General features: G+C 66.4%; 26 protein-coding genes. 16 read left to right on the top strand and 10 right to left on the bottom strand.

What is annotated here, in order from left to right; all coding sequences use genetic code 11:
• Positions 1-86: 86 nt before the first annotated feature.
• Together R1Z03_RS08975 and R1Z03_RS08980 are read left to right on the top strand one after the other, a co-directional pair.
• Positions 87-854, top strand: a complete 768-nt coding sequence (locus R1Z03_RS08975) for a basic amino acid ABC transporter substrate-binding protein (RefSeq protein ID WP_272563770.1) — start codon at positions 87-89, stop codon at positions 852-854.
• A 95-nt stretch (positions 855-949) separates the two neighbouring features.
• Positions 950-1,717, top strand: a complete 768-nt coding sequence (locus tag R1Z03_RS08980) for an amino acid ABC transporter permease (RefSeq protein ID WP_272563769.1) — start codon at positions 950-952, stop codon at positions 1,715-1,717.
• Positions 1,718-1,744: 27 nt separating this feature from the next.
• On the opposite strand, the gene R1Z03_RS08985 is transcribed toward R1Z03_RS08980, so the two are convergent.
• Together R1Z03_RS08985 and R1Z03_RS08990 are read right to left on the bottom strand one after the other, a co-directional pair.
• Positions 1,745-2,446 carry a glutathione binding-like protein gene (locus R1Z03_RS08985; RefSeq protein WP_317358833.1) on the bottom strand — a complete coding sequence of 234 codons (702 nt, stop codon included), beginning with the start codon at positions 2,444-2,446 and terminating at the stop codon, positions 1,745-1,747.
• 38 nt (positions 2,447-2,484) lie between these two features.
• On the bottom strand, positions 2,485-3,993 hold the full coding sequence (locus R1Z03_RS08990; protein ID WP_284430861.1) for a helicase HerA-like domain-containing protein: 1,509 nt from the start codon (positions 3,991-3,993) through the stop codon (positions 2,485-2,487).
• Positions 3,994-4,075: 82 nt separating this feature from the next.
• Between R1Z03_RS08990 and R1Z03_RS08995 the strand changes: the two genes are divergently transcribed.
• The 5 genes from R1Z03_RS08995 to rlmH all read left to right on the top strand — a co-directional run bounded on the left by R1Z03_RS08995 (position 4,076) and on the right by rlmH (position 8,631).
• Positions 4,076-4,795 carry a YebC/PmpR family DNA-binding transcriptional regulator gene (locus R1Z03_RS08995; protein WP_272563766.1) on the top strand — a complete coding sequence of 240 codons (720 nt, stop codon included), beginning with the start codon at positions 4,076-4,078 and terminating at the stop codon, positions 4,793-4,795.
• A gap of 82 nt (positions 4,796-4,877) precedes the next feature.
• A complete protein-coding gene (purD, locus tag R1Z03_RS09000) occupies positions 4,878-6,158 on the top strand; it encodes a phosphoribosylamine--glycine ligase (RefSeq protein WP_317358836.1) in 1,281 nt (426 codons plus the stop codon).
• A complete protein-coding gene (gene hemF, locus R1Z03_RS09005) occupies positions 6,158-7,123 on the top strand; it encodes an oxygen-dependent coproporphyrinogen oxidase (protein ID WP_284430863.1) in 966 nt (321 codons plus the stop codon). Before purD ends, hemF begins: the two co-directional genes overlap by 1 nt.
• Positions 7,124-7,316: 193 nt before the next feature.
• Positions 7,317-8,144: a ribosome silencing factor gene (rsfS, locus tag R1Z03_RS09010; protein WP_317358838.1), complete on the top strand. Its 828-nt coding sequence runs from the start codon at positions 7,317-7,319 to the stop codon at positions 8,142-8,144.
• Between the two features lie 19 nt (positions 8,145-8,163).
• Positions 8,164-8,631, top strand: a complete 468-nt coding sequence (gene rlmH / locus R1Z03_RS09015; RefSeq protein ID WP_317358840.1) for a 23S rRNA (pseudouridine(1915)-N(3))-methyltransferase RlmH — start codon at positions 8,164-8,166, stop codon at positions 8,629-8,631.
• A gap of 20 nt (positions 8,632-8,651) precedes the next feature.
• Here the strand turns inward: rlmH and R1Z03_RS09020 are convergent, their stop codons facing one another.
• Positions 8,652-9,272 (bottom strand): GNAT family protein, encoded by a 621-nt coding sequence (locus R1Z03_RS09020; RefSeq protein ID WP_317358842.1) that lies wholly within the window; start codon positions 9,270-9,272, stop codon positions 8,652-8,654.
• A 115-nt stretch (positions 9,273-9,387) separates the two neighbouring features.
• Between R1Z03_RS09020 and R1Z03_RS09025 the strand changes: the two genes are divergently transcribed.
• From R1Z03_RS09025 to R1Z03_RS09045, 5 genes are all read left to right on the top strand, one after another.
• Complete coding sequence (locus R1Z03_RS09025) at positions 9,388-10,005, top strand: Maf family protein (RefSeq protein WP_317360315.1); 618 nt, start codon at positions 9,388-9,390, stop codon at positions 10,003-10,005.
• Between the two features lie 76 nt (positions 10,006-10,081).
• Positions 10,082-11,569: a ribonuclease G gene (gene rng / locus R1Z03_RS09030; RefSeq protein WP_284400347.1), complete on the top strand. Its 1,488-nt coding sequence runs from the start codon at positions 10,082-10,084 to the stop codon at positions 11,567-11,569.
• A gap of 154 nt (positions 11,570-11,723) precedes the next feature.
• Complete coding sequence (locus R1Z03_RS09035) at positions 11,724-12,299, top strand: TetR/AcrR family transcriptional regulator (RefSeq protein ID WP_317358847.1); 576 nt, start codon at positions 11,724-11,726, stop codon at positions 12,297-12,299.
• A complete protein-coding gene (locus tag R1Z03_RS09040) occupies positions 12,296-12,637 on the top strand; it encodes an SMR family transporter (RefSeq protein ID WP_284430867.1) in 342 nt (113 codons plus the stop codon). The genes R1Z03_RS09035 and R1Z03_RS09040 overlap by 4 nt, the downstream gene beginning before the upstream one ends.
• Positions 12,638-12,658: 21 nt before the next feature.
• Positions 12,659-13,345 carry a pentapeptide repeat-containing protein gene (locus R1Z03_RS09045; RefSeq protein WP_317358850.1) on the top strand — a complete coding sequence of 229 codons (687 nt, stop codon included), beginning with the start codon at positions 12,659-12,661 and terminating at the stop codon, positions 13,343-13,345.
• A gap of 143 nt (positions 13,346-13,488) precedes the next feature.
• Here R1Z03_RS09045 and R1Z03_RS09050 read toward each other — a convergent pair whose 3' ends face one another.
• From R1Z03_RS09050 to lptF, 6 genes are all read right to left on the bottom strand, one after another.
• Complete coding sequence (locus tag R1Z03_RS09050) at positions 13,489-14,100, bottom strand: hypothetical protein (RefSeq protein WP_317358852.1); 612 nt, start codon at positions 14,098-14,100, stop codon at positions 13,489-13,491.
• A 242-nt stretch (positions 14,101-14,342) separates the two neighbouring features.
• A complete protein-coding gene (locus R1Z03_RS09055; RefSeq protein ID WP_317358855.1) occupies positions 14,343-15,515 on the bottom strand; it encodes a pyridoxal phosphate-dependent aminotransferase in 1,173 nt (390 codons plus the stop codon).
• An 87-nt stretch (positions 15,516-15,602) separates the two neighbouring features.
• A complete protein-coding gene (locus R1Z03_RS09060) occupies positions 15,603-16,544 on the bottom strand; it encodes a CysB family HTH-type transcriptional regulator (protein WP_092743937.1) in 942 nt (313 codons plus the stop codon).
• Between the two features lie 108 nt (positions 16,545-16,652).
• A complete protein-coding gene (locus tag R1Z03_RS09065) occupies positions 16,653-17,048 on the bottom strand; it encodes a CbiX/SirB N-terminal domain-containing protein (protein ID WP_317358859.1) in 396 nt (131 codons plus the stop codon).
• Entirely contained in the window at positions 17,045-18,148 is a 1,104-nt protein-coding gene (lptG, locus tag R1Z03_RS09070; RefSeq protein WP_284430872.1) for an LPS export ABC transporter permease LptG, read from the bottom strand. The genes R1Z03_RS09065 and lptG overlap by 4 nt, the downstream gene beginning before the upstream one ends.
• Positions 18,145-19,239 carry an LPS export ABC transporter permease LptF gene (gene lptF, locus R1Z03_RS09075; RefSeq protein ID WP_272563754.1) on the bottom strand — a complete coding sequence of 365 codons (1,095 nt, stop codon included), beginning with the start codon at positions 19,237-19,239 and terminating at the stop codon, positions 18,145-18,147. Before lptF ends, lptG begins: the two co-directional genes overlap by 4 nt.
• Before the next feature lie 23 nt (positions 19,240-19,262).
• Here lptF and R1Z03_RS09080 point away from each other — a divergent pair, with 23 nt between their 5' ends.
• The 4 genes from R1Z03_RS09080 (at position 19,263) to R1Z03_RS09095 (ending at position 23,055) form a co-directional block, all read left to right on the top strand.
• Positions 19,263-20,774: a leucyl aminopeptidase gene (locus R1Z03_RS09080; protein ID WP_317358865.1), complete on the top strand. Its 1,512-nt coding sequence runs from the start codon at positions 19,263-19,265 to the stop codon at positions 20,772-20,774.
• A gap of 19 nt (positions 20,775-20,793) precedes the next feature.
• Positions 20,794-21,228 (top strand): DNA polymerase III subunit chi, encoded by a 435-nt coding sequence (locus R1Z03_RS09085; RefSeq protein WP_284430874.1) that lies wholly within the window; start codon positions 20,794-20,796, stop codon positions 21,226-21,228.
• Positions 21,228-21,764: a hypothetical protein gene (locus R1Z03_RS09090; RefSeq protein WP_317358871.1), complete on the top strand. Its 537-nt coding sequence runs from the start codon at positions 21,228-21,230 to the stop codon at positions 21,762-21,764. The genes R1Z03_RS09085 and R1Z03_RS09090 overlap by 1 nt, the downstream gene beginning before the upstream one ends.
• Positions 21,765-21,924: 160 nt before the next feature.
• Positions 21,925-23,055: a branched-chain amino acid ABC transporter substrate-binding protein gene (locus tag R1Z03_RS09095; protein ID WP_272563750.1), complete on the top strand. Its 1,131-nt coding sequence runs from the start codon at positions 21,925-21,927 to the stop codon at positions 23,053-23,055.
• 133 nt (positions 23,056-23,188) lie between these two features.
• On the opposite strand, the gene R1Z03_RS09100 is transcribed toward R1Z03_RS09095, so the two are convergent.
• The gene (locus R1Z03_RS09100; protein ID WP_284412378.1) at positions 23,189-24,196 is read right to left on the bottom strand and encodes a D-2-hydroxyacid dehydrogenase family protein; all 1,008 of its coding nucleotides are present in this window, start codon (positions 24,194-24,196) and stop codon (positions 23,189-23,191) included.
• Positions 24,197-24,496: the final 300 nt, after the last annotated feature.

The raw sequence follows: 24,496 nt of genomic DNA on the forward strand, positions 1-24,496 counted from the left end.
CGTTGGGCGGCACCGCAAGGAAGGCACGGGGGGCCGGCCGATATACTTCCCGGTCCTGTTTCCGGGCTTTCCCGCCCCATCTCCCCATGCAAATCTCCCGCCGCCTTTTCGCCCTGGGCCTTGGCCTGGCTGCCGCAATGACCGCTCCGCTGGCTGCCCACGCGCAGGACCGCGAGCTGACCGTGGCCTCCAGCGCCACCTATGCGCCGTTCGCCTTCGAGAACAAGGACAAGCAGATCGTCGGTTTCGACATCGACATCATCAACGCCATCGCGAAGAAGCAGTCGCTCAAGATCAAGGTGGTGAACACCCCCTGGAGCGGCATTTTCGCGGCGCTGAACAACGGCGATGTGGATCTGGTGATCTCCGGCGTGACCATCAACGACAAGCGCCGCCAGAGCTACGACTTCACCGAGCCGTACTTTGCCGCGCAGCAGCTGATCGCCGTGCCCAAGGCGAGCTCCGTGGCCTCGCTGAAGGACCTGGCAGGCAAGAAGATCGCCGTGGTGAATGCCTCCACGGCGGACGACGTGGCCTCGCGCGAGTTCGGCAAGACCAGCCCGAACATCCGGCGCTTCGAAAGCACGCCGCTCATCATTTCCGAACTGGCGGGCGGCGGCGTGGATGCGGCCATCGGCGACAACGGCGTGATCGCCTACCGCGTGGCGCAGAACGCCGCGCTGAAGACGGTGGAAGACCCCGCGTTCCCCGTCGAGGGCTTCGGCATCGTCGTCAAGAAGGGCGACAAGGCGCTGCAGGACAAGCTCAACGCCGGCCTGGCCGCCGTACGGGCCGATGGCAGCTACAACGAGATCTACAAGAAGTGGTTCGGCAAGGAATACAAGCCACGCTGAGCGGCGCGCCGCTTTTCGGCATGACACCACGGCCGCGCTGCGGCCGTTTTTGCGGGCGCCTGCCAGCCCGCTGCGACCAATGAGAGGAAGAGGCCATGGAGCCTGTTGAGTGGTTTGGCTGGTTCCGGCCGGACATCCTGGTGGAATACAAGGACCTGTTCATCCAGGGCGCGTGGATGACGATCGGCGTGACGGTGGTGTGCGTGCTGCTGGGCGGCACATGGGGTCTGTTGCTCGCGCTGGCCCGCCTGGCGCAGGCGCGCCATGCGCCGCTGAGCTGGGTGTGCCGCTATCTGCTGCGGTGGCCATCCACCGTGTATGTGAGCTTCTTTCGCGGCACGCCGTTGTTCGTGCAGATCCTGCTGATGCACTTCGCGGTGCTGCCGCTGTTCATCCATCCGACCTCGGGCCTGCTGGTGACCGGCGACTTCGCGCGCACGCTCAAGCAGGAGCATGGCGCGCTGATCTCGGGGATCGTGGCGCTCACGCTCAATTCCGCCGCGTACATCTCGGAGGTGTTCCGCGCGGGCATCCAGTCGATCGCGCGCGGGCAGTCCGATGCGGGGCGCTCGCTGGGCTTCACGCCCGGGCAGGTGATGCGCTACGTGGTGCTGCCGCAGGCCTTTCGCCGCATGCTGCCGCCGCTGGGCAACAACGCGATCGCGCTGCTGAAAGACACCTCGCTGATCTCCGCCATCGGCCTGGCCGAGATGGCCTATGCCGCGCGCACCGTGGCCGGGGCCTATTCGCGCTACTGGGAGCCGTATCTGGCGATTGCCCTGGCCTACTGGATCATGACGCTCGCGCTGACCGGCGCGCTGCGCAGGCTGGAAAGCCACCTGGCGCGCAGCGACCGGGTCTGACGCCGCTGCTGGAAGGCGCGGGCGGTTTCAGCGCCGCACGGTGCTGGCGTCCTGCCCGAACAGCACCTTCTTCGCGTCTTCGTCCACGGTGGGGGCGGTGTTGATGCGCTGGACCAGGTCGTACGCCCGTACGGTGGCGGGTCGCTCGCGGATGCGTTCGAACCATTGCGCCAGGTGCGGGAAGTCCTTGAGGTTCTGCCGCTGGCGCTCGTGCGGAACGATCCAGGGGTAGCAGGCCATGTCGGCGATGGAATACGTGCCGGCGATGTACTCGCGGCCATCGGACAGGTGCTTGTCCAGCACGCCATACAGGCGCCCGGTTTCCTTCACGTAGCGGTCGATCGCGTAGGCGATGGGCTCCGGCGCATATTGCGTGAAGTGGTGGTTCTGGCCCGCCATGGGACCCAGGCCTCCCATTTGCCAGAACAGCCACTGCAGGGCTTCGGTGCGGCCGCGCAGGTCCTGGGGAACGAACTTTCCCGTCTTGTCGGACAGATACAGCAGGATGGCGCCGGATTCGAACACCGAAATGGGCTCGCCGCCCCCCTTGGGCGCATGGTCCACGATGGCGGGAATGCGGTTGTTGGGTGCGATGCGCAGGAAGTCGGGCTGGAACTGCTCGCCCCGGCTGATGTTCACGGGCCGCACGCGATAAGGCAATGCGGCCTCTTCGAGGAGCATCGTGATCTTGTGGCCGTTGGGCGTGGTCCAGTAGTGCAGGTCGATCATGGCAGGGTTCCTTGGTTTTTCTGGCGAGGGCGGATTCATCAGCGCTTGCGGCCGCCGAACAGGCTGCCCAGCACGCCGCGCAGGATCTCCTTGCCCAGCGAGGTACCCATGGTGCGCACGGCGGATTTGGCCATGGTCTGCACCAGCCCGTCGTGCTTGCCGCCGCGTGGGCCGGTCGAGCCGAACAGCACGTCGTTCAGCCCGCCCATGACACCGCCGCCCGCGCCGTCGGTGGTGCCCCCCTTGGAGCCGGCGGGCGCCGTGGCGGCGGCTTCGGTGCGGCCCTGGAGCTTTTCGTAGGCGGATTCACGGTCCACGGCTTTCTCGTACACGCCGGCGACGAGCGAACCGGCCAGCAACGCCTGGCGCTGGGCGGGCGTGATGGGCCCCAACTGGCTGGCAGGGGGCAGCACGAACACGCGCTCGGTCACGCTGGGCCGGCCCTTGGCGTCCAGGAAGCTCACCAGCGCCTCGCCCACCGCCAGTTCGGTGATGGCGGTTTCGATGTCCAGGCCCGGCTTCTGGCGCATGGTGGTGGCCGTGGCCTTCACCGCTTTCTGGTCGCGCGGCGTGAAGGCGCGCAGCGCGTGCTGCACGCGGTTGCCCAACTGGGCCAGCACGCTATCGGGAATGTCGAGCGGGTTCTGGGTGACGAAATACACGCCCACGCCCTTGGACCGCACCAGCCGCACCACCAGTTCGATGCGCTCGATGAGCACCTTGGGCGCTTCGTTGAACAGCAGGTGGGCCTCGTCGAAGAAGAAGACGAGTTTAGGGACTTCCGGGTCGCCGATCTCGGGCAGCTGCTCGAACAGTTCCGACAGCATCCACAGCAAGAAGGTGGCATACAGGCGCGGCGAATTCATGAGCTTGTCGGCGGCCAGGATGTTCACGACACCTCGCCCGTCCACCGTCTGCATGAGGTCGTTGATGTCGAGCATGGGCTCGCCGAAGAACTGGGTGCCACCCTGCTGCTCGATCTGCAGCAGGCCCCGTTGGATCGCGCCTACGCTGGCGGCGCTGATATTGCCGTACCCTGTCGTGAATTCCTTGGCGTTGTCCCCGACGTACTGGAGCATGGACCGCAGGTCTTTGAGGTCGAGCAGCAGCAGGCCGTTGTCGTCGGCGATCTTGAAAACCAGGTTGAGCACGCCCAGCTGGGTTTCGTTCAGGTTGAGCATGCGGCCCAGCAGCAGCGGGCCCATGTCGGACACCGTGGCGCGCACCGGGTGGCCTTGCTGGCCGAACACGTCCCACAGGGTGGTGGGGCAGGCCAGGGGCTCCGGCAGCGGAAGGTCTCGCTCCTTGAGCGTGGCCGCCAGCTTGTCGCCGATACTGCCCGGTTGGCTGATGCCGGTGAGGTCACCCTTGATGTCGGCCATGAACACCGGCACACCGATGCGCGAGAAGCCTTCGGCCAGCGTCTGCAGGGTGACCGTCTTGCCCGTGCCGGTGGCACCGGTGATGAGGCCGTGGCGGTTGGCCAGGCCGGGCAGCAGATGGCATTCGGTGGTGCCATGCTTGGCAATGAGAAGAGGTTCGGCCATGGCGTCGGGGTGCGGAGTGGGGTGGGGTGCGTCAAAAGTAAAATCGCGGGCAGTAGATTAAATCAATACCAGAAGGACTCCTGTGGCAGGACACAGCAAATGGGCAAACATCCAGCACCGCAAAGGTCGGCAGGATGAAAAGCGCGGCAAGATCTGGACCCGGATCATTCGAGAGATCACGGTGGCGGCACGGGCGGGCGGGGGCGATGTCTCCGCCAATCCCCGGTTGCGTCTGGCCATCGAAAAGGCCAAGGCGGCGAACATGCCGGCCGACCGCATCAAGTACAACATCGACAAGGCCACCGGCAATGCCGAAGGCGTGAGCTACGAGGAAATCCGCTACGAAGGCTACGGCATCGGCGGCGCGGCCATCATCGTGGACACCATGACCGACAACCGCGTGCGCACCGTGGCCGAAGTGCGCCACGCCTTCAGCAAGCATGGCGGCAACATGGGCACCGAAGGCTCCGTGGCCTTCCAGTTCAAGCACTGCGGCCAATTGATCTTCGCACCGGGCACCAGCGAGGACCAGGTGATGGAAGTGGCGCTGGAAGCCGGCGCGGAGGATGTGGTCACGGGCGAGGACGGCGCCATCGAAGTGCTCACCGCCTACGCCGATTTCGAAGCGGTGAAGAACGCGCTGGAGGCCGCCGGCCTGGTGCCCGAGGTGGCCGAGGTCACCATGCGCGCCGAAAACACCATCGAGCTCGAAGGCGAAGACGCCGCGCGCATGCAAAAACTCCTCGACGTGCTGGAAGACCTGGACGACGTGCAAGAGGTCTATCACAACGCTGCCTTATGAACATGAGCCTGAACCTCTGCAATCGACCCCTGCCCGCCGAAGGGCCCACCTGCCTGCCGCCAGCGGCCCATCGGAGTCCGGTATGAAAGTCCTCGTGATTGGCGGCGGCGGCCGTGAACATGCCATGGCCTGGAAGCTTTCGCAGTCTCCCAAGGTCACGAAGGTCTTTGTGGCGCCGGGCAACGGCGGCACGGCCCTGAATCCCAAGCTCGAGAACGTGGCCATCACCGATGTGCGCGAACTGCGGGCCTGGGCGCACGAGCAGAAGATCGCGCTCACCGTGGTCGGCCCCGAGGCGCCTCTGGCCGCCGGCGTGGTGGACGAATTCCGCGCGCACGGACTGCGCATCTTCGGGCCCACGAAGGCTGCCGCGCAGCTCGAAAGCTCCAAGGCGTTCTCCAAGGCCTTCATGCGCCGCCATGGCATTCCCACGGCGGACTACGACACCTTCACCGATCCGGTGGCGGCCCATGCCTTCGTGGAGCGGCTGGGAGCGCCGATCGTCATCAAGGCCGACGGCCTGGCGGCCGGCAAGGGCGTGGTGGTGGCCATGTCGCTGCAGGAGGCCCATGACGCGGTGGACTTCATGCTGGTGGACAACAAGTACGGCGTGACGCACAACGAAGGCGGCGCACGCGTCGTGATCGAAGCGTTCCTGCAAGGCGAGGAAGCCAGCTTCATCGTGCTGTGCGACGGCAAGAACGTCACCGCCCTGGCGACCAGCCAGGACCACAAGCGCCTGAAGGACGGCGACCAGGGCCCCAACACCGGTGGCATGGGCGCGTATTCGCCCGCGCCCGTGGTCACCGCCGACGTGCACGCCCGCGCCATGCGCGAGATCATCCTGCCCACCATCCGTGGCATGGAAAAGGATGGCATTCCATACACGGGCTTCCTGTACGCCGGCCTGATGATCGATTCGACCGGCCACCCCAAGACGCTGGAGTTCAACTGCCGCATGGGTGACCCCGAGACACAGCCGATCCTCATGCGCCTCAAGAGCGATTTCGTCGATGTGCTGGGCGCCGCGGTGGACGGCAAGCTTGACCAGGTCGAATTGCAATGGGACCGCCGCACCGCGCTGGGCGTGGTGATGGCCGCGCACGGCTACCCGGAAGATCCGCGCAAGGGCGATGCGATCACTGGCCTGCCTGCGGACGCCGACGAAGCCATGGTGTTCCATGCCGGCACGGCGCTGAAGGACGGCGTGCCGCACACCACGGGCGGACGCGTGCTGTGCGTGACCGTGCTGGCCGACAGTGTGAAGCAGGCGCAGCAGCGTGTGTACGACGTGGCCCGTGGCATCCATTTCGATGGCGCGCAGTACCGCCGCGACATCGGCCACCGCGCGGTGAAGAGCTGATGGCGGCACCCGCACCGACGCCTGCCCTGAACGCGGCCGACACGGCCACCCGCGTGCGGGCCTACCTGGAAGGGCTGCAGGCACGCATCACCTCGGCCCTGGAAGAGATCGAAGGGCCTGTAGCGCGCGGTGGCGGCCGGTTCCTGAACGATGCGTGGCGCAAGGCGCCGGGCGAACCGCTGCAGGGCGACGGCATCACCCGCATTCTGGAGGGCGGCCGGGTGTTCGAGCGCGCGGGCTGTGGCTTCTCGCACGTTCGGGGCGCCACGCTGCCGCCATCGGCCACGCAGCACCGGCCCGAGCTGGCCGGCGCACCGTTCGAGGCCATGGGGGTATCGCTGGTGTTCCACCCGGTCAACCCCTATGTGCCCACGGTGCACATGAACGTGCGCATGATCGTGGCGGCTCCGGCCGAAGGCGCGCCGGTGTGCTGGTTCGGCGGTGGCATGGACCTCACGCCCTACTATGGTTTCGAAGAAGACGCGGTGCACTTTCACCGAGCCTGCCGCGATGCGCTCAACCCCTTCGGCGAGGGCCTGTACCTGCGTTTCAAGCGCTGGTGCGACGAGTACTTCTACCTCAAGCACCGCAACGAGCAGCGTGGCGTGGGAGGCATCTTCTTCGACGATTTTTCCGAGCTGGGCTTCGAGCGCAGCCTGGGCATGGTGCAGTCCGTGGGGGACGCGTTCCTGGGCGCCTACCTGCCCATCGTGCATCGGCGCCAGGCGATCCCGTTCGGTGATCGGCAGCGCGAGTTCCAGTGCTACCGGCGCGGCCGCTATGTGGAGTTCAACCTGGTGTGGGACCGGGGCACGCACTTCGGCCTGCAGTCGGGCGGGCGCACCGAATCGATCTTGCTGTCGATGCCGCCCATGGCGGGCTGGTCGTACCAGCGCCAGGAGGCTCCGGGCTCGCCTGAGGCTGAGCTCACGCGGCGCTTTCTGGTGCGGCGGGACTGGCTCTGAACCCAGCCCGTGCGTTCGCAAACAGGCCGAAAGCTATAATTTCAATAGCTGCTCGCGCTCATGCCATGAGCGCCGAAGGCCAAAAACACCCTTGATGTGCGCGGGATGGCCGAATCGCCACCCGGGCCCGCCGCATTGGCCGATGCCCGGGTTGCACGCTATATTGGCCCCATCCTTTTTAGACAAACGCCTGATGACCACCTCCTCCAAATCGGAATCCGCTGCCAAAAAAGACGTCACCAAGCTCCAGCGCGCCATCGTCGATGGCCTGGAAGACGTCAAAGCGCAAGACATCCAGGTGTTCAACACCGAGCACCTCTCGCCGCTGTTCGAGCGCGTGATCGTGGCGTCGGGCACCTCCAACCGCCAGACCAAGGCGCTGGCGGCCAGCGTGCGCGATGCGGTGCGTGAAGCGGGCTTCGGCAAGCCCCGCATCGAGGGTGAGGACAACGGCGAGTGGATCATCGTGGACTGCGGCGCCGCCGTGGCGCACATCATGCAGCCGGCCATCCGCCAGTACTACCGCCTGGAAGAGATCTGGGGCGATACCCCCGTGCGCCTGAAGCTCGGCGCTGCCAAGCCCAAGGCCGTGGAAGGCGCGGCAGGCACTGCGAAGAAAAAGCCCGCCGCCAAGAAGGCCGCCGCCGCTCCCGAACAACCCGCCCGCAAGCCCGGCGTGAGCAAGGTCGCCGCCAAGGCACCTGCTGCGAAAGCCCCGGCCAAGACCGCAGCCAAGGCGACCGCAAAGCCGGCCGGCCGTGGCGCCGTGAAGCAGGCCGCGCCTGCAAAGACGACCGCGAAGACGGCGGCCAAGACGAACGCCAAGCCGGTGGCCAAGGCGCCCATCAAAACCCTGGTGGTCAAGCCCATCGCCAAGAAGACGGCGGGCAAGCCCGCCGCCAAGAAGGCTCCGGGCCGCTCCACCGCCGCTGCGGCCCCCAAGGCGGCGCCCCGTGCTGCCACCGTGAAGACGGCGGCCAAGCGTCCCGCCGCCAAGAAGTCGCCGACCCGCAGGGGCTGAGCCAGCGCCTGAGCGATCGATGAAGTTGCTGATCGTGGCCGTGGGCCAGCGGGTGCCCGATTGGGCGCAGACGGCCTACGACGACTACGCCAAGCGGTTTCCTCCGGAACTGAAGGTCGAGTTCAAGGCGGTGAAGACCGAGCCGCGCGGCTCCAAGACGCTGGAGACGCTCTACGCCGCCGAGCGCGAGCGCATCGAGGCCGCCATACCCCGCGGCACCCGTGTGGTGGCGCTGGACGAGCGGGGCACGTCCCTCACCACCAAAGCACTCGCAGAGCGCCTCAAAGGCTGGCAATTGGGGGGCGACGACGTGGCCCTGGTCATCGGCGGACCCGATGGCCTGGACCCCGCCTTTCGGCAGGCTGCGCACGAGCGCATACGGCTGTCCGACCTGACCTTGCCGCACGCCATGGTGCGGGTGCTGCTGATCGAGCAGCTTTACCGGGCGTGGTCGGTGAACGCGGGGCACCCCTACCACCGCGAATGAGCGCTGACGACCCCGCGGTGTCAGGCCTCGGCCAGTTCTTCGGACGGCGCAGCCGCTGCGCTGAGGTTGGCGGCTGGCGCCTGCAGGGCATAGGCGGGCGCGAACTCCGTGGCCAGCAGGCTGAAGGACAGCAGATCATGGTGCCGTCCGCTCCAGAACCCTGCACTGCGCAGCAACCCTTCCCGCTGGAACATCCAACGCTGCAGCATGCGGATCGATGGCAGGTTGTCGGGATGCACCGTGGCGCTGATGCGCATCAGCTGGAGATGGAGGAAGCACCAGTTCAGCACCCTGCCGATTGCTTCGTTCATGAAGCCCTGGCCCTGGTACGGCGCCGCCAGTTCATAGCCCAGTGCGGCGCTGAGCGTGGCGGCGTCGCATTGCGTGAAGTTGCATTGCCCGATCATGCCCGGCGCGTCCTTGCGCTCGATGGCCCAGCAGAACCCTGGGACGGGCCGCTGCGTCAATTGATCGGTCCAGTTCACGAAATCCAGCGCACCCTCCAGGTCTTGGATCGCGTTGTAGCCGGCCCACTGCCTTGACTCCGCATGCGAATGCATGGCGAGCATGGCCGGCGCATCGGCCGCCACCATCTTGCGCAGCCTGAGCCGCGGTGTCTCCAGTGTGGGAAAGAAGGTCATGCGCCATTCTTGAAAAGGCCGGCAGCGCAGGGCGGCTGGTTCCCGAAGCCGGCGCCGGCGAACCGAAGCGGCACGCGCGAGCGATCGGCTATCCTCGCGCCCCGTGCCGTCCTCTATTCCTTCCTTCATCTATCTCGCATCCCAAAGCCCGCGCCGCCGCCAACTGCTCGAGCAGTTGGGGGTTCGCCATGAACTGCTGCTGCCCAATGCCGATGGCGATGTGGCCGAAGACGCAGAAGCCATCGAGGTGCCGCTGGCCAGCGAGCCGCCCGCCCGCTACGTGCAGCGCGTCACGGGGCTCAAGCTCGATGCGGCCGTCGCCCGCCGTGCCCGGCGTGGGTTGACGGATGCCCCCATCCTTTGCTCGGACACCACGGTGGCCTGGGGCCGCACAATCTACGGCAAGCCGGAGGATGCCGCCGACGCGCGCCGCATGCTTGGCGAGTTGTCGGGGCGCACGCACCGCGTGCTCACGGCGGTGGCCCTGCAGCACGGCGAAACGCGGTCGGTCACGCTGTCGGTCTCAAAAGTAACCTTTGCCGCGCTCACGCCCGCCCAGATCGCGGCGTATGTGGACAGCGGCGAACCCATGGGCAAGGCCGGCGCGTATGGCATCCAGGGGCCCGCGGCGCAGTACGTGTCGCACCTGGCCGGCAGTTATACCGGCATCATGGGATTGCCCTTGTTCGAGACGGCGCAGCTGCTGCGCTCGGCCGGCATGCTGCGCGGCTGAATGGCGATGTGGGCCCAGTGACTCCGCCATGCAGGCGGGTTTCAGGCATCATGGGCGGCCACTTTTTTCCGACCCCATGCAACAAGACATCCTGATCAACTGGTCCCCCCAAGAAACCCGCGTGGCGGTGGTCGAGCACGGCGCGGTGCAGGAATTGCACGTGGAACGCACCCTGGAGCGGGGCCTGGTGGGCAACGTGTATCTGGGCAAGGTCTCGCGCGTGCTGCCGGGCATGCAGTCGGCGTTCATCGACATTGGGCTGGAGCGCGCGGCGTTCCTGCACGTGGCGGACGTGTGGCACCGCCAGGAAGGCGGCGAGGCACCCATGTTCGCGCGCAAGGGCGAGCCGCCGGTGCCCATTGAAAAACAGGTGTTCGAAGGCCAGTCGCTCATGGTGCAGGTCATCAAGGACCCCATCGGTACCAAGGGCGCGCGCCTGTCCACGCAGATCAGCATCGCGGGACGGCTGCTGGTGTTTCTGCCCCAGGACGACCACGTGGGCGTGTCGCAGAAGATTCCTGCCGACGAGCGCGATGCCCTGCGCGGGCGGCTGCAGGCACTGGTGGGCGACAAGGCGTCGGGAGGCGGCGGCGGGTTCATCCTGCGAACCAATGGGGAAGATTCCACCGACGCCGAACTGGCCGAAGACATCGCCTACCTGCGCAAGACCTGGGCGCGCATCAAGGACGCCTCGCTGCGCCTGCCACCCATGTCGCTGTTGCACCAGGATCTGAGCCTGCTTCAGCGCGTGCTGCGCGATCTGGTGGGGGAGGAAACGGCCACCATCCGCATCGACTCGCGCGAACAGTTTTCCGCGCTGCAGGCCTTCGGCCACGAATTCATGCCGGCTGCGGCGCCCAAGCTCCAGTTGTACAAGGGCGAGCGGCCCATCTTCGACCTGTATGGCATCGACGAGGAAATCGGCCGGGCCCTGGGCCGGCGCGTCGATCTGAAGTCGGGCGGCTACCTGATCGTGGACCAGACCGAAGCACTGACCACCATCGATGTGAACACGGGTGGCTATGTGGGCGCCCGCAATTTCGACGACACCATTTTCAAGACCAACCTGGAGGCGGCGCAGGCCATCGCAAGGCAGTTGCGGCTGCGCAATCTGGGCGGCATCGTGATTGCGGACTTCATCGACATGGCGCGCGAAGACCACCAGCAGGCCGTGCTCGCGGAATTCAAGAAGCAGCTCGCGCGCGACCGGGTCAAAACCATGGCTGGTGGCTTTTCGCAATTGGGCCTGGTCGAGATGACGCGCAAGCGCACCCGCGAATCCCTGGCCCACATGCTGTGCGAACCCTGCGAGCATTGCCAGGGCAAAGGCATTGTGAAGACCGCGCGCAGCGTGTGCTACGACATCCTGCGAGAAATCTTGCGCGAGGCGCGCCAGTTCAACCCGCGCGAGTTTCGCGTGGTCGCCTCGCCGCGCGTGGTGGAGCTGTTCCTCGACGAGGAGAGCCAGCACTTGGCCGGGCTGTCGGACTTCATCGGCAAGCCCATCTCGTTGCAGGCTGAAACGGCGGTGGGACAGGAGCAGTACGACATCGTGCTGCTCTGAGAAGCGGGCGTGCCGCCCCAAACAGGCAACTTGCAATCCTTATCGGGGCGCGGTCAAGCGGCGCCTGGATCAGCCCTGGAAAAGACAAGGAATCGGTAGCCCCATGGTGGATGCCGAAGCCATAATAAACAATCCATCCGGATGGTTTGTATGTATGTCTGAAGCCCATAAACGCCTGAAGCAACCCGAGTGGGTGCGCACCCGGTTGCTTGCCGTGGCGGCCGATCTGCTGGTGCAGGACGGCCCGGAGGCGGTCACCTTGGACGCTGTCGCGCTCCGTGCCGGCGTGACCAAAGGCGGCTTGCAGCACCACTTTCGCACCAAGCAGGCGCTGCTGGATGCGCTGTGCGATCAGTTGTTCGATGCATTCGACGTGTTCTACGCCGCGGCACTCGAATCCGAGCCCGAGGCTCCGGGGCGGCACGCGCGGGCCTACCTGAAGACCTGTTTCCAAGGCGGCCAGACTGCCGAAGAGCGCCTCACGCAGCGTGCCATTGCCTTGCTCGCCTTGGCGTTGCCAGCCTGCCGCGAGCGCTGGAGCGCCAAGATGCGCGTCCTGCTGGCCGAGGACCGTGCCGACCCCGCCGCCACGGACCGATTGTTCCTGTGCCGCTTGGCGGCCGACGGCTTCTGGTTCGACCAGTTGCTGGATGTCTACGGCACGCCGCCAGACCGCAAGGACCGCCTTCTTTCCCTTTTGCTCGAACTCACCCAAGGAACCGCGCCATGACCGTGCACCCCAGCTATCTCATCTTGGGACTGGCCATCGCTTTGGAGGTCGTGGGCACCACCGCGCTCAAGGCGTCTGACGGATTCACCCGCCTGGCGCCCAGCCTGATCACCGGGGTGGCGTATGCCGCCTCGTTCTACGCACTCTCGCTGGCCTTGAAGACAATTCCGGTGGGGGTCGCCTATGCCATCTGGTCGGGCGTTGGCATCGTGCTGATTTCGGTGGTGGGCTGGGTGGTGTTTCGGCAGCGGCTCGACGCGCCGGCGATGGTCGGCCTGGGGCTGATCATCGCGGGGGTGCTGGTGGTCAATCTCTTTTCCAAGAGCGCGGGGCATTGAACCGTGATGGCCCGTTCCGACATGGATTCCGCGCTTTTCAGCGACCAGGTTTTTTCGCGCGGTGCGCTGGTGGCGGTCCTCGCAGGCCCGCATGGCCCGCTGGCGTTCGAGCACTGCCGGTTCGACGGAGAAGACCTTTCCGGCCTGGACCTGGGCGGTGCCCGGTTCCTGGATTGCACCTTCGCCGAGACGCGCTTCGATAAGGCGATGCTGGCGGATTCGCGTTGGCTCGATTGCAAGGCGCGGCAAGCGGATTTCAGCTTGGCCGATCTTTCTGGCGCCCGGCTGTGCAGCAGCGATTTCAACAACACGCGTTGGACCGGCACCAAGCTGGCGGGCGTGCTGTTCACCGAGGCCAAGCTGACGGGGGCGCATTTCAGTCAGGCGAGCACCTTGGGGCTGGAATTTCACCAGTGCCGACTGGTGGGCGCGGACCTGCGCGGGCTTTCGTTCCGCAAGCGCAGCCTGGAGCAATTGGATCTGTCCGAAGCCGACCTGGCTGGATGCGATTTCCGCGACGCGGTCTTCGAGGGTGGCAGCCTGCGGGATGCGAACCTGAAGAATGCACGGTTCGATGGCGCGGACCTGCGTTCGGTGGACCTGGGCGGCCTGACGGTGACCACCGTGGCCCAATCGTTCAAGGGTGCGATGCTGTCGACGGATCAGGCCGCTGCGCTCATCGGTGGCCTGGGCGTTCGCGTGGGCTGAACGGGCAGGGCGGGCCATCAGCGCTTTTGGCAAGCCACCGAATGCGCGCTAGCCTCCAGCTTTCGCTTTGCGTGCGGGACTGGTTGGCCGACTGACTTCGCTGGGTTTCGCGCTGCAGGGCATTCACGGACGGCGCATGCCACTCAACGCGGGCAGCCGCCACGGGGGCCGGTGCATGGCAGTGGACCCGGCTGAATGCCCCTGGCGTGGCGGTGGTGCAAAAAAGCCATCAGCCCTGCCGTGCCAGCGGCTGCCAGGAGCAGCAGCGCCACATAGACGCCAAGCGCATGTCCGAACGCCACGGTGTCGTTCCATGAGCGTGCGATACCGAGAAACGATGCGTATAGCCACGAGATCGAAGACACGGTGGCAAATCCAGTCAGCAGCAGCACCCGGCCCAGAGGCCACTGCAGGAAGACCTTGCCCTGCTGCATGTAGGGAAACGCGAAATGGTGCATGAGCATTCCGTTCAACGTCAGCACGCACACGGTGAGCACTTTCATCCAGAGTTTCTCGTTGGCCAGATACCCGGGGTACTGTGCCTGGCCGACGTAGAGAAAGCCCAGCCCGGTCACCCACAGCACGCCCAACGCCACCGTCATCGTTCGCTTGGTGTGGAGCAGGTTCTCCCACTGCTGCGCTGAAATCGGGCGGTGGACGGAGCGAAGAAACCGGAAGTCATACTCCAGCATCTTTCCCACGGCAACAGCCATGGCGAGCAGGTGAACGAAGACGAGCGCATTCTTGAGGAGCATGGCGTGACGCACGGGGCGCCTTGAGAGTTGTCGCAGCGTGAGTGCCCAACCGTCCGTCTTTGGTTGCCTGCAGGTCAGCAGAATTTGCAGCGGGCACCTGACGGTTTCCATCAGCCCACTTGGGCGCGGCGTCCCATCGCGCCCCATGGCGCCTTTGCTGATGCCCTGTCGCACAGGGCCGGAATTTCTTGACTGGCTGCGCTACGCGTTGGCGGGACAACCAGAATGATCACCCTTTGTGATCAGAGCTTGCGCAGCCGCTGCAGTGCCTGGCGCAGCGTGTCGTCCTGCTTTGCAAAGCAAAACCGCACCACACGCTGGTCGAACCCGTCGCCATAGAAGGCAGACAGCGGGATCGCCGCCACGCCCACCTCGCGGGTGAGCCACTGGCAAAAGTCGGACTCGTTCAGATCGCTCACGGCCGAGATGTCCACGCACTGGAAGTAGCTTCCCGTGCTGGGCAGCAACCGAAGGCGCGAGCCTTCCAGCCCCTGGCGGAACAGGTCGCGCTTGGCCTGGTAGAAAGCAGGCAATTGCAGGTAGGGCGCCGCGTTCTGCAGGTAGGCCGCCAGGCCGTGCTGCATCGGCGTGTTCACGGTGAATACATTGAACTGGTGCACCTTGCGAAACTCCGCCGTCAGCGCGGCCGGGGCCGCGACGGTGCCGACCTTCCAGCCGGTGACGTGGAAGGTCTTGCCGAAGCTCGACACGATGAACGCGCGTGCTGCCAGGCCGGGAAAGCGTGCCGCGCTCTCGTGCTGCGCGCCGTCGAACACCATGTGCTCGTACACCTCGTCGCTGATGAGCAGCACATCGGTGGGAGCGAGCAGTTCTTCCAGCGTGCGCATGTCCTCGGCCGTCCAGATGGTGGCGCTGGGGTTGTGCGGGCTGTTGATGATGAGCGCGCGCGTGCGCGGCGTGATGGCCGCGGCGATCTTGCCGAAATCGGGCCGGAAACTGCCCGGCGTGAGCGGCACCCGCACTACCGTGCCGCCTGCCAGTTCCACATTGGGGGCGTAGCTGTCGTAGCAGGGGTCGAGCACGATCACCTCGTCGCCCGCATGCACCGTCGCCAGGATGGCGGTCAGGATCGCCTGGGTGGCGCCAGCGGTGATGGTGATTTCCGTGTTGGCGTCATACCGGCGGGCATGGAGCGCTGCTATCTTGGCAGCCACGGCTTCACGCAGCGCAGGCACGCCTGCCATGGGCGGGTACTGGTTGTGCCCGGCGCGCATGGCGCGGTCCACGGTATCGATCAGCGCCGGGTCGCAGTGGAAGTCCGGAAAACCCTGGCCCAGGTTCACGGCGCCATGCTCGGCCGCCAGGGCCGACATTACCGTGAAGATGGTGGTGCCCACCTGGGGCAGTTTGCTGGGAAAGGCGGGCGTGCGCGGTGCGATGTCGGTGGAAGTCATGGCGCGAAGGGCTGGCTGGAAAGACGGTCTGGGAAAAGAGCAGGTTCGATGCGGAACGAAAGCCGCTTGGTATGCAAGCGGTGGGGGTCAGAGTTCGTAATCGTTCACGTGGCCGGTCATGGCCCGGGCGATGAGTTCGCGGTTCAGGCGGTCGCTCAGCAGCTCGGCGAACTTGTAGACGAAGTTGCGCAGGTAGGCGCCACGCTTGAACGCCACCCGCGCCACGCTCTGGCCGAAGAGGTGGCCCACGGGCCGCACCACCAGGTCGCCCAGCGGGTCGTCGCGCATCGCCATCTCGGCCACGATGCCGATGCCCAGGCCCAGGCGCACGTAGGTCTTGATCACGTCGGAGTCGATGGCCTCCAGCACGATGCGCGGCTGCAGCTTGCGGGCGGCGAACGCCTGGTCGATCTTGCCCCGGCCGGTGAACGACGGGTGGTAGGTGATGAGAGCCTCGTGCGCGATGTCGTCCAGGCCCAGGCGCTCCTTTTGCGCCAGTGGATGGGCGGTGGGCATCACCAGCACATGCTGCCATTCATAGCAGGGCAGGGTGACCAGATCGGGATAGTCGGCCAGCGACTCCGTGGCCATGCCGATCTCGGCCACCTCGTCGATCACCATGCGCGCCACCTCGTGCGGCGTGGCCTGGTGCAGGCTGATGTTGACCTTGGGGTACGCCTCGCGCAGCTTGGCCACGGGGAGGGGCAGCACATAGCGCGCCTGCGTGTGGGTGGTGGCGATGCTGAGGGTGCCGCTGTCCTGGGCGCTGAATTGTTCGCCGATGCGCTTGAGGTTGCCGACCTCGCGCATGATCAGCTCGATGCTCTTGAGCACGTGCTGGCCTGGCTCGGTGATGCGCTTGAGCCGCTTGCCGTGGCGCGCGAAGATGTCCACGCCCAATTCCTCTTCCAGCTCGATGATGGCCTTGGACACGCCGGGCTGCGAGGTGTGCAGCGCCTTGGCGGCTTCGGTCAGGTTGAGGTTGCGGCGCGCGGCTTCCTGAACGAAGCGGAATTGGTGCAGATTCATATCGTATCGCTGCTAAAGAAGGCGATCATTATGCTGCAGTCGTCTAAGGAAAAACAGCGGCTGTCCAATTTTCGAAGGGCCCACCGCAGGCCCCGTCTGAAGCCCACGTCAGGCCGAGCCGGCGATCTCCGCCATCAATGCGGTCATGCGCGGATCTTCGCCGATCGCGCCCTGAACCTTGAACTGCACGCCGGGGTGCGTGGCGCGCAGTGTCTGTACCAAGAGTGGAAGGTCCTCGCGGGCGTGCTTGCCCGTGCCCAGGAACATCGGCACCACCGTCACCTGCCGGGCACCTTCGTCCACCAGCGACTGCACGGCCTGCGCGAGGTCGGGCGTGGTCAATTCGAGATAGGCGCAGCGCACCCGCAGTTCGGGACGATGCTGCTGCAGGTGGACCTGGACCGCCTCCATCGGGGCGCGCCACAGCGGGTCGCGCGAACCATGGGCGAACAGGACAACGCCTCGGGGTGGGGTAGCAGTCAACGCGTGTGGTCCTTGGTTCATCGGCGCAGCACCAACCAGCCGAAAGCGGCCAGCGAAAGCACCGAGTAGATCAGCCCCGGCGCCGCCGCAGTGAGCCAGGGTGACCAGTTCTGCAGGTTGCCCGCGTAGCCGAACACGTTGTTCAGCAGGAAGAAGCTGATGCCAGCCATCACCCCGCCGAACACATAGCCCGCGATGCCACCCGAGCGGAAATGCAGGTAGGCGAAGGGCAGCGAGAGCACCACCATCACCAGGCAGCTGAGCGGGTAGAACACCTTGCGCCAGAACTCGATCTCATAGCGCTGCGCCGACTGGCCGTTGGCCTCCAGATGCCGGATGTACTGGAACAGGTCGATGGTCGCCATGCGGTCAGGCTTGAGCAGCGCCGCGGACACCATGTCGGCGCTGATGCGCGTGGGCCAGCGCAGTTCGGCCTCCTGCAGGCGCTCCACCCGTGCTTCCGCCTCGCCGCTGCGATGGAAGACGCTGCGCTTGACCTGTTTCAGCTCCCATTGGTCGTTGCCGACCGTGCCGCTGGCGGCCTGCAGGGTGGAGGCCACCCGGCCGTCCGCATCGAACTCGAACACGCGGATGTTGAGCATGCCGCCATCGGGGCTGAGCGCACGCACGTTCACGGCCATCGAATGGGTGCCCTGGCGCTCCTTGAGCCAGGCGCCCGTCGCGCCGGTGGTCAGTTGCCCCAGGTGCCGCGCCTTGACCAGTTGCGCCGCGCGGTCGGTCATCGGTGCGATGTAATCGCCGACGGCGAAGGTCAGCATGACGAACCCCAGGCCCAGCACAAGCAGTGTGCGCAACGCACGCCAGGGCCCCAGCCCGCTGGTGCGCATGATGGTGAACTCCGAGCTTTGCGCCAGCCGCGCCATCACGAAGATCGTGCCGATCAGCACCGTGATCGGCAGCAGCTCGTAAAGGTGGCTGGGAATGCTGAGCGCGACGAACAGCATGGCATGGGACAGCTGGTAGCCGTCCGGGCCCGTGCGGCCCACCCAGCGCAGTTCATCGACCATGTCGAAGAAGAAGAACAGCGCGAGAAAGCCCAGTGTGACGAAAGCCACGGCCGACAGGGCTTCGCGGTAGATCAGGCGGCGGATCGTCTTCATGCGCGGCCTCCGCGGCGCCACAGCATGCTGGGCGACCAGCGATGGTGGCGTGCCGTCAGCAGCGCCAGGCCCAGGGCCAGCGTGCCGCCGTGCAGCAGCAGCATGAACGGCACCACGCCGAGCCGTCCGGAACTGATCCAGCTTTGTCCCAGGGTCATGAGGTTGTAGTAGACGACGAAGGCGAACAGCGCCAGCACCAGGCTGCTGCTGCGACCGGCGCGGGGGTTCACGCTGGCCAGCGCGAGCCCCATCACCACGAAATTGAGGGCGGCCACGGCCAGGCCGAAACGCCAGCCCAGTTCGGCGCGGAAGGCTGGCTCGGCCGAGGCCAGCAGGGCAGGGGTGGAGATGGTCTTGACGGCCTGCTCATCCTGCGCGCCCGGGGGCGCCGATCCGATGCGGGTGCCGTACTCGATGAACTCGCTCACCTTGAGCCCGGGCTTGTCCACGGTGGTCTCCAGGCGCTGGCCGTCGCTCAGCAGCACCATGCGCTCGCCGTTGCGCGTCTCCAGCCGGGCGCTGCGGGCGGATGTCACGGTCTCGCGGCCGCGCTCGGTCGAGGCGATGAAAACGTTGCTGGCCTGTTCGTTGTCCGGGCTTTCCCGGTCGATGAAGAACACGCGGCTGCCGTTGGCGGACTCCTGGAATTCACCGGGCGCGATGCGGTCCACATCCCCGCGCTGTTCGTACTGCACTTTGAGGGCCTGGATCTGCTGGTTGGCCCAGGGCCAGATCACCAGGGCCAGGGTCGCGATGACCAGCATCACGGGCCAGGCAAAGCGCAGCAGCGGGGTGAGCAGGTTGATGAGCCCGCGGCCGCTGGCGAACCAGATCACCATCTCGCTGTCGCGGTACATGCGCGAGAGCGTCCCGACCACGGCCACGAACAGGCTCAGGCTCAGGATGGTGGGCAACTGCCCAAGCACGGTGAAGCCCATGACGAGCATCACGTCGGAGGGATTGACGCTGCCGCGCGAGGCCTGGCCGAGCGTGCGGATCAGCATCATGGTCATGACCACGGTGACCAGCACCACCAGGGTCGCGCCGAAGCTGCGCGCCAGCTCCTTGCGAATGGATGAATCGAATAACATTGGCTCGAAGGAAAACACCGATTATGAACTTCGATCTGAAGACCCTGAGCCTTGACGGCGCCGCCGCCGAGAAATGCGACCTGCTGGCCATCGTGGTGGCCGACGGCACGAAACCCGCCGGCGGTGCGTTGCCCAGCCTGATCGCGCATGCCCTCAAGAACGGCGATTTCGACACCAAGGCCGGCAAGAGCCTGCAGCTGTACCAGATGCCCGCCGTGGCCGCTCGCCGCGTGGTGCTGCTGGGCGGTGGCGACGGCTCCGCGCGCGCCACGCGCCAGGCCATCCTGGCCGCGGCCTCTTTGCTCAAATCCCCCCAGGTCAAGCGCGCCGCGGTGTGCTTCGCCGCGCCCCCCGCCAGCGGGGCCGTCTGCGCCGCCGTGCAGGCGCTGGCCGAAGCCACCTACATCTATACCGCCACCAAATCCAAGACCGAGCCCCGCGTGCTGTCGCGCGTGGTGCTCGGCGTGGCGGACGCCGCTGCCGCCAAGTCCGAGTTCGCGCGTGGCGCAGCGTTGGTGTCGGGCATCGAATACGCCCGCGAGTGGGCCAACCGCCCGGCCAATCATGCCACGCCCACGCTGCTGGCGGGCGCCGCGAAGGCACTGGCCAAGTTCCCCTCCATCCAGTGCAAGGTGATGGGCCCCGCAGAAGCCGCCAAGCTGGGCATGGGTGCGTTTCTGGCGGTGGCGCGCGGCTCGGAAGAGCCGCTGCGCTTCATCGAGTTGCGCTATGACGGCGGCGTTCGCGGGCAGGCGCCCACGGTGCTGATCGGCAAGGGCATCACCTTCGACACGGGCGGCATTTCGATCAAACCCGCGGCCGAGATGGACGAGATGAAGTTCGACATGGGCGGCGCCGCCAGTGTGCTGGGCGTGTTCCGCGCACTGGCCGAACTCAAGCCCTCCATCAACGTGGTGGGCCTCATTCCCGCGTGCGAGAACATGCCCGATGGCCGTGCGGTCAAGCCCGGCGACGTGGTCACCAGCATGAGCGGCCAGACCATCGAAGTGCTGAACACCGACGCCGAAGGCCGGCTGGTGCTGTGCGATGCCATTACCTACGCCGCGCGCTTCAAGCCGGCGGCGATGGTGGACATCGCCACCCTGACCGGCGCCTGCGTGGTCGCGTTGGGCGGCCTGCGCAGCGGCCTGTTCGCCACCGACGACGCGCTCGCGCAAAGCCTGCAGGCGGCTGGCGATGCGGCGCTCGACCCGTGCTGGCGCATGCCGCTGGACGACGAATATGGCGAGGGGCTCAAAAGCAACTTCGCCGACATGGGGAATGTGGCCGGGCGGGCTGGCGGCGCCATCACGGCGGCCAAGTTCCTGCAGCGTTTCGTGGGCGACACCCCGTGGGCGCACCTGGACATTGCCGGCACGGCCTGGAAGGGTGGCGCCGCCAAGGGCGCCACGGGCCGGCCGGTCGGCTTGCTGGTGCAATACCTGCTCGATGCGGCGGCGCAACCCCGGGCCAATGCGCCGGCGCGCAAGCCGGTGGCCAAGGCCGCGCGCGCGCCGCGCGTGTCGGCCCGCTGATCGCGCCCACCGCTTGGCCATGACGGAAATCGCTTTCCACTTCAACGCGCCGGACAAGCTGGCCTATGCCTGCCGCTTCGCGCGCAAGGTGCTGCGCAGCGATGCCCGGCTGGTCATCACGGGGCCGGAGTCCGCGCTTGACGGCCTGGACCGCGCGCTCTGGGCGATGGCTCCGCAGGATTTCGTTGCCCACTGCAACGAGCGCGACGGTGACGACCTGCGCGAGGCCTCGCCCGTGCTGCTGGCGCAGGATCTGCGCCTGGCGCCGCACCACGAGGTGCTGCTGAACCTGGGCGGTACGGTGCCCCAAGGCTTCGAGCGGTTCGGCAAACTGGTGGAGGTGGTGAGCGCGCACGACGAGGCCGACCGCAGCGGTGCGCGCGACCGGTGGCGCCACTATGCGTCGCGCGGCTACCAGATCGTGCGGCACGACCTCGTGCTGAAAGGCGCGTGATGTCTTCACCACCCAAGGCGCCCCCCAGATTTGTGCCCACACTCACCGATGTGGTGCAGCTTTCGGACGGCGTACCCGGCGTGGGGCAGCCGAGCCCCGCGGTGCCGGGTGCGGCGGCCCCTGCAGTGCCCGCGGTTTCGCCGTCGTTCGTCAAGCCTCCCGTGGTCGCCGGGTTGCCGCCCCGGCCGGTCCTGTCGCCTGTCATGGCGCCGGCCATGGCGCGGTCTGCCACGCCGCCCGTTCCCCCGGCGGCGGCCCGCACCCCCGCGCCTTTGCCGGCCCCCGCGCCCATGGACTTGGCCCTGCCGGCTGCCGGGCTGAAGGACATCGAAGAGGTGGTGATCCACCGTGTCATGCAGCGCGTCGACGTGGTGCTGGACCAGCGGCTGCGCGAGGCGATCGCCACCGTGGTCATGGAGCAGACCCGCTCCATGGTGCCCCGGCTGCGCGAAGAAGTGGAGTCGGTGGTGCGCCATGCGGTGTACGAAGCCGTGGCCGAGGAGCTGGCTGGACACCCCGGAGCGTCCTCCGTTTGACCTCCTTCGGGGGTGCGTTGGGTCAGTGACAGGGTATTCCCCTGTGGTTTCTGCCGCATGTCATCGTGTTCCCTAGTGATCTGGCCCATAAATTGCGATATGTTTCCGGCGTTGAGACACAACAATATTTCTCAGCGCTCACCCCTTAATGGAGATTCATATGCAACTGAAGTTGAAACTGACCGTGGTTGCCGCTATCGCGGCTTTTGCCGGCGCGGCCTCTGCACAAGAGCAGGTGGTCAAGATCGGTCACGTGGGACCGGTTTCCGGCCCACAAGCCCACTACGGCAAGGACAACGAAAACGGCGCCCGCATGGCAGTTGAAGAACTGAATGCCCAAGGCGTCACGATTGGCGGCAAGAAGATCAAGTTCGAACTGCAGGCGGAAGACGATGCTGCAGATCCGAAGCAAGGCACCGCCGCCGCACAGAAGCTGTGCGATGCAAAGGTTGCTGGCGTGGTGGGCCATTTGAATTCCGGCACGACCATCCCCGCCTCCAAGGTGTACAACGACTGCGGCATTCCCCACGTCACCGGCGCCGCCACCAACCCCAACCTGACCAAGCCAGGCTACAAGACGACGTTCCGCATCATCGCCAACGACAACGCCCTGGGCGCTGGCCTGGCGTTCTACGCGGCCGACACCCTGAAGCTCAAGACCGTGGCCATCGTCGATGACCGCACGGCCTACGGCCAGGGCGTTGCCGACGTGTTCAAGAAGACGGCGGCCGCCAAGGGCATGAAGGTGGTGGACGAGCAGTTCACGACCGACAAGGCCACCGACTTCATGGCCATCCTGACGGCCATCAAGTCCAAGAATCCCGATGCGGTGTTCTACGGCGGCATGGACCCCCAGGCCGGCCCGATGCTGCGCCAGATGGAACAGCTGGGCATGGGCAACGTGAAGTACTTCGGTGGCGACGGCATCTGTACCGCTGAAGTGGCCAAGCTGGCCGCCGGCGCCAAGACGCTGAACAACGTGGTCTGCGCCGAAGGCGGCGCTTCGCTGGCCAAGATGCCTGGCGGCACCGCATGGCGCGCCAAGTACGACGCCAAGTACCCCAACCAGTTCCAGGTGTACAGCCCCTACACCTACGACGCCACCATGCTGCTGGTCGATGCCATGAAGCGTGCCAACTCGTGGGATCCGAAGGTCTACATCCCTGAACTGCAAAAGTCCAACTACAAGGGCGTGACGGCCAACATCGCCTTCGAGCCCAATGGCGAACTGAAGAACCCCGCCATCACCCTGTATGTGTACAAGGACGGCAAGAAGACGCCTCTGAACTGAGCGCGCAGCGGCACCGCCGGTTGAAAGACCGGAGGTCCACGCCAAGCAAAAGGCCTCCGGTTCGGAGGCCTTTTTTCATGGTGCGGCTGAAACGGGCCGCGCTCGATTCCGGTGTGGCCGGGGGATGGGCGCTTCAGCGCCGGACCTGCAGCGCGCCCGGGTTCACGATGTTGGTGGGCGTGCCCCGGATGTAGTTGACGACGTTGTCGAACGCGGCCCCGAAGTACAGCTCGTAGCTGTCCTGCTCCACGTAGCCGATATGCGGCGTGCAGATGCAGTTCTCCAGCCGCAGCAGGGCATGGCCCTGCAGGATGGGCTCGCTCTCGAACACGTCCACGGCCGCCATGCCGGGGCGGCCGCGGTTCAGGGCGGCGATGAGCGCGTCGGCCTCGATCAGTTCGGCGCGCGAGGTGTTCACCAGCAGCGCGGTGGGCTTCATGCACGACAGGTCCTCCAGCCGGATGATTCCGCGTGTCTCGTCGTTCAGGCGCAGGTGCAGCGAGATGACGTCACACTGGGCGAAGAACTCCTCGCGCGTGGTCGCCACCTGCAGCCCGTCGCTCAGGGCCTGGGCGCGCGAGGCCTCGCGGCCCCACACCCGCACGTTCATGCCGAAGGCCCGGCCGTAGCCGGCGACGATCTGCCCGATGCGCCCATAGCCCCACAGGCCCAGCGTCTTGCCCCGCAGCACGGTGCCAACACCGAAGTTGGGCGGCATCGATGCCGCGCGCAGGCCCGACTGCTGCCAGGCGCCATGCTTGAGGTTGGAGATGTACTGGGGCAGGCGGCGCATCGCGGCCATGATGAGCGCCCAGGTCAGTTCAGCCGGCGCCACCGGCGATCCCACGCCTTCGGCCACCGCGATGCCGCGCTCGGTGCAGGCCGCCACGTCCACGTGCGGGCCGATCTTGCCGGTCTGCGCGATGAGTTTGAGGCGCGGCAGCTTTTCGACCAGCTGGCGCGAGATGTGGGTGCGTTCGCGCACCAGCACGATGATGTCCGCGTCCTTCAGGCGCACCGAAAGCTGGCCCAGCCCCTTGACGGTGTTGGTGTACACCTTGGCGTTGTAGGGGTCCAGGCGTGCGGCGCAATGCAGCTTGCGCACTGCGTCCTGGTAGTCGTCGAGAATGACAATGTTCATGTTGTCCGTAAAACCCGCAAGCTGCGGGGCAGGGCCTGTGGGAGGGCCCTGCCGCAGAAATCGAAAGAATCGTGCCGCGCGGCCTGCCGGGCCCGGGCGGTGCCGGCGGGGCAGGGCGCTTGGCCCAGCCGCACATTGTCGTTGATGCGCGCGGCCGCGTCGCCGCGCAAGCCCGCTCAAAGGGCCGGTGCGGGACACGCGGTTACAAAAGTCTCCGTCCTGGCACCATTGCCGCACCTCGGCGGGCCATGGGCAGACCGGGTCGCCCACGCGACCGGCCGTAGGGGGCATCCCCGATGC

The sequence above is a fragment of the Acidovorax sp. BLS4 genome (genome assembly GCF_032929295.1).
Lineage (GTDB): Bacteria > Pseudomonadota > Gammaproteobacteria > Burkholderiales > Burkholderiaceae_C > Paracidovorax.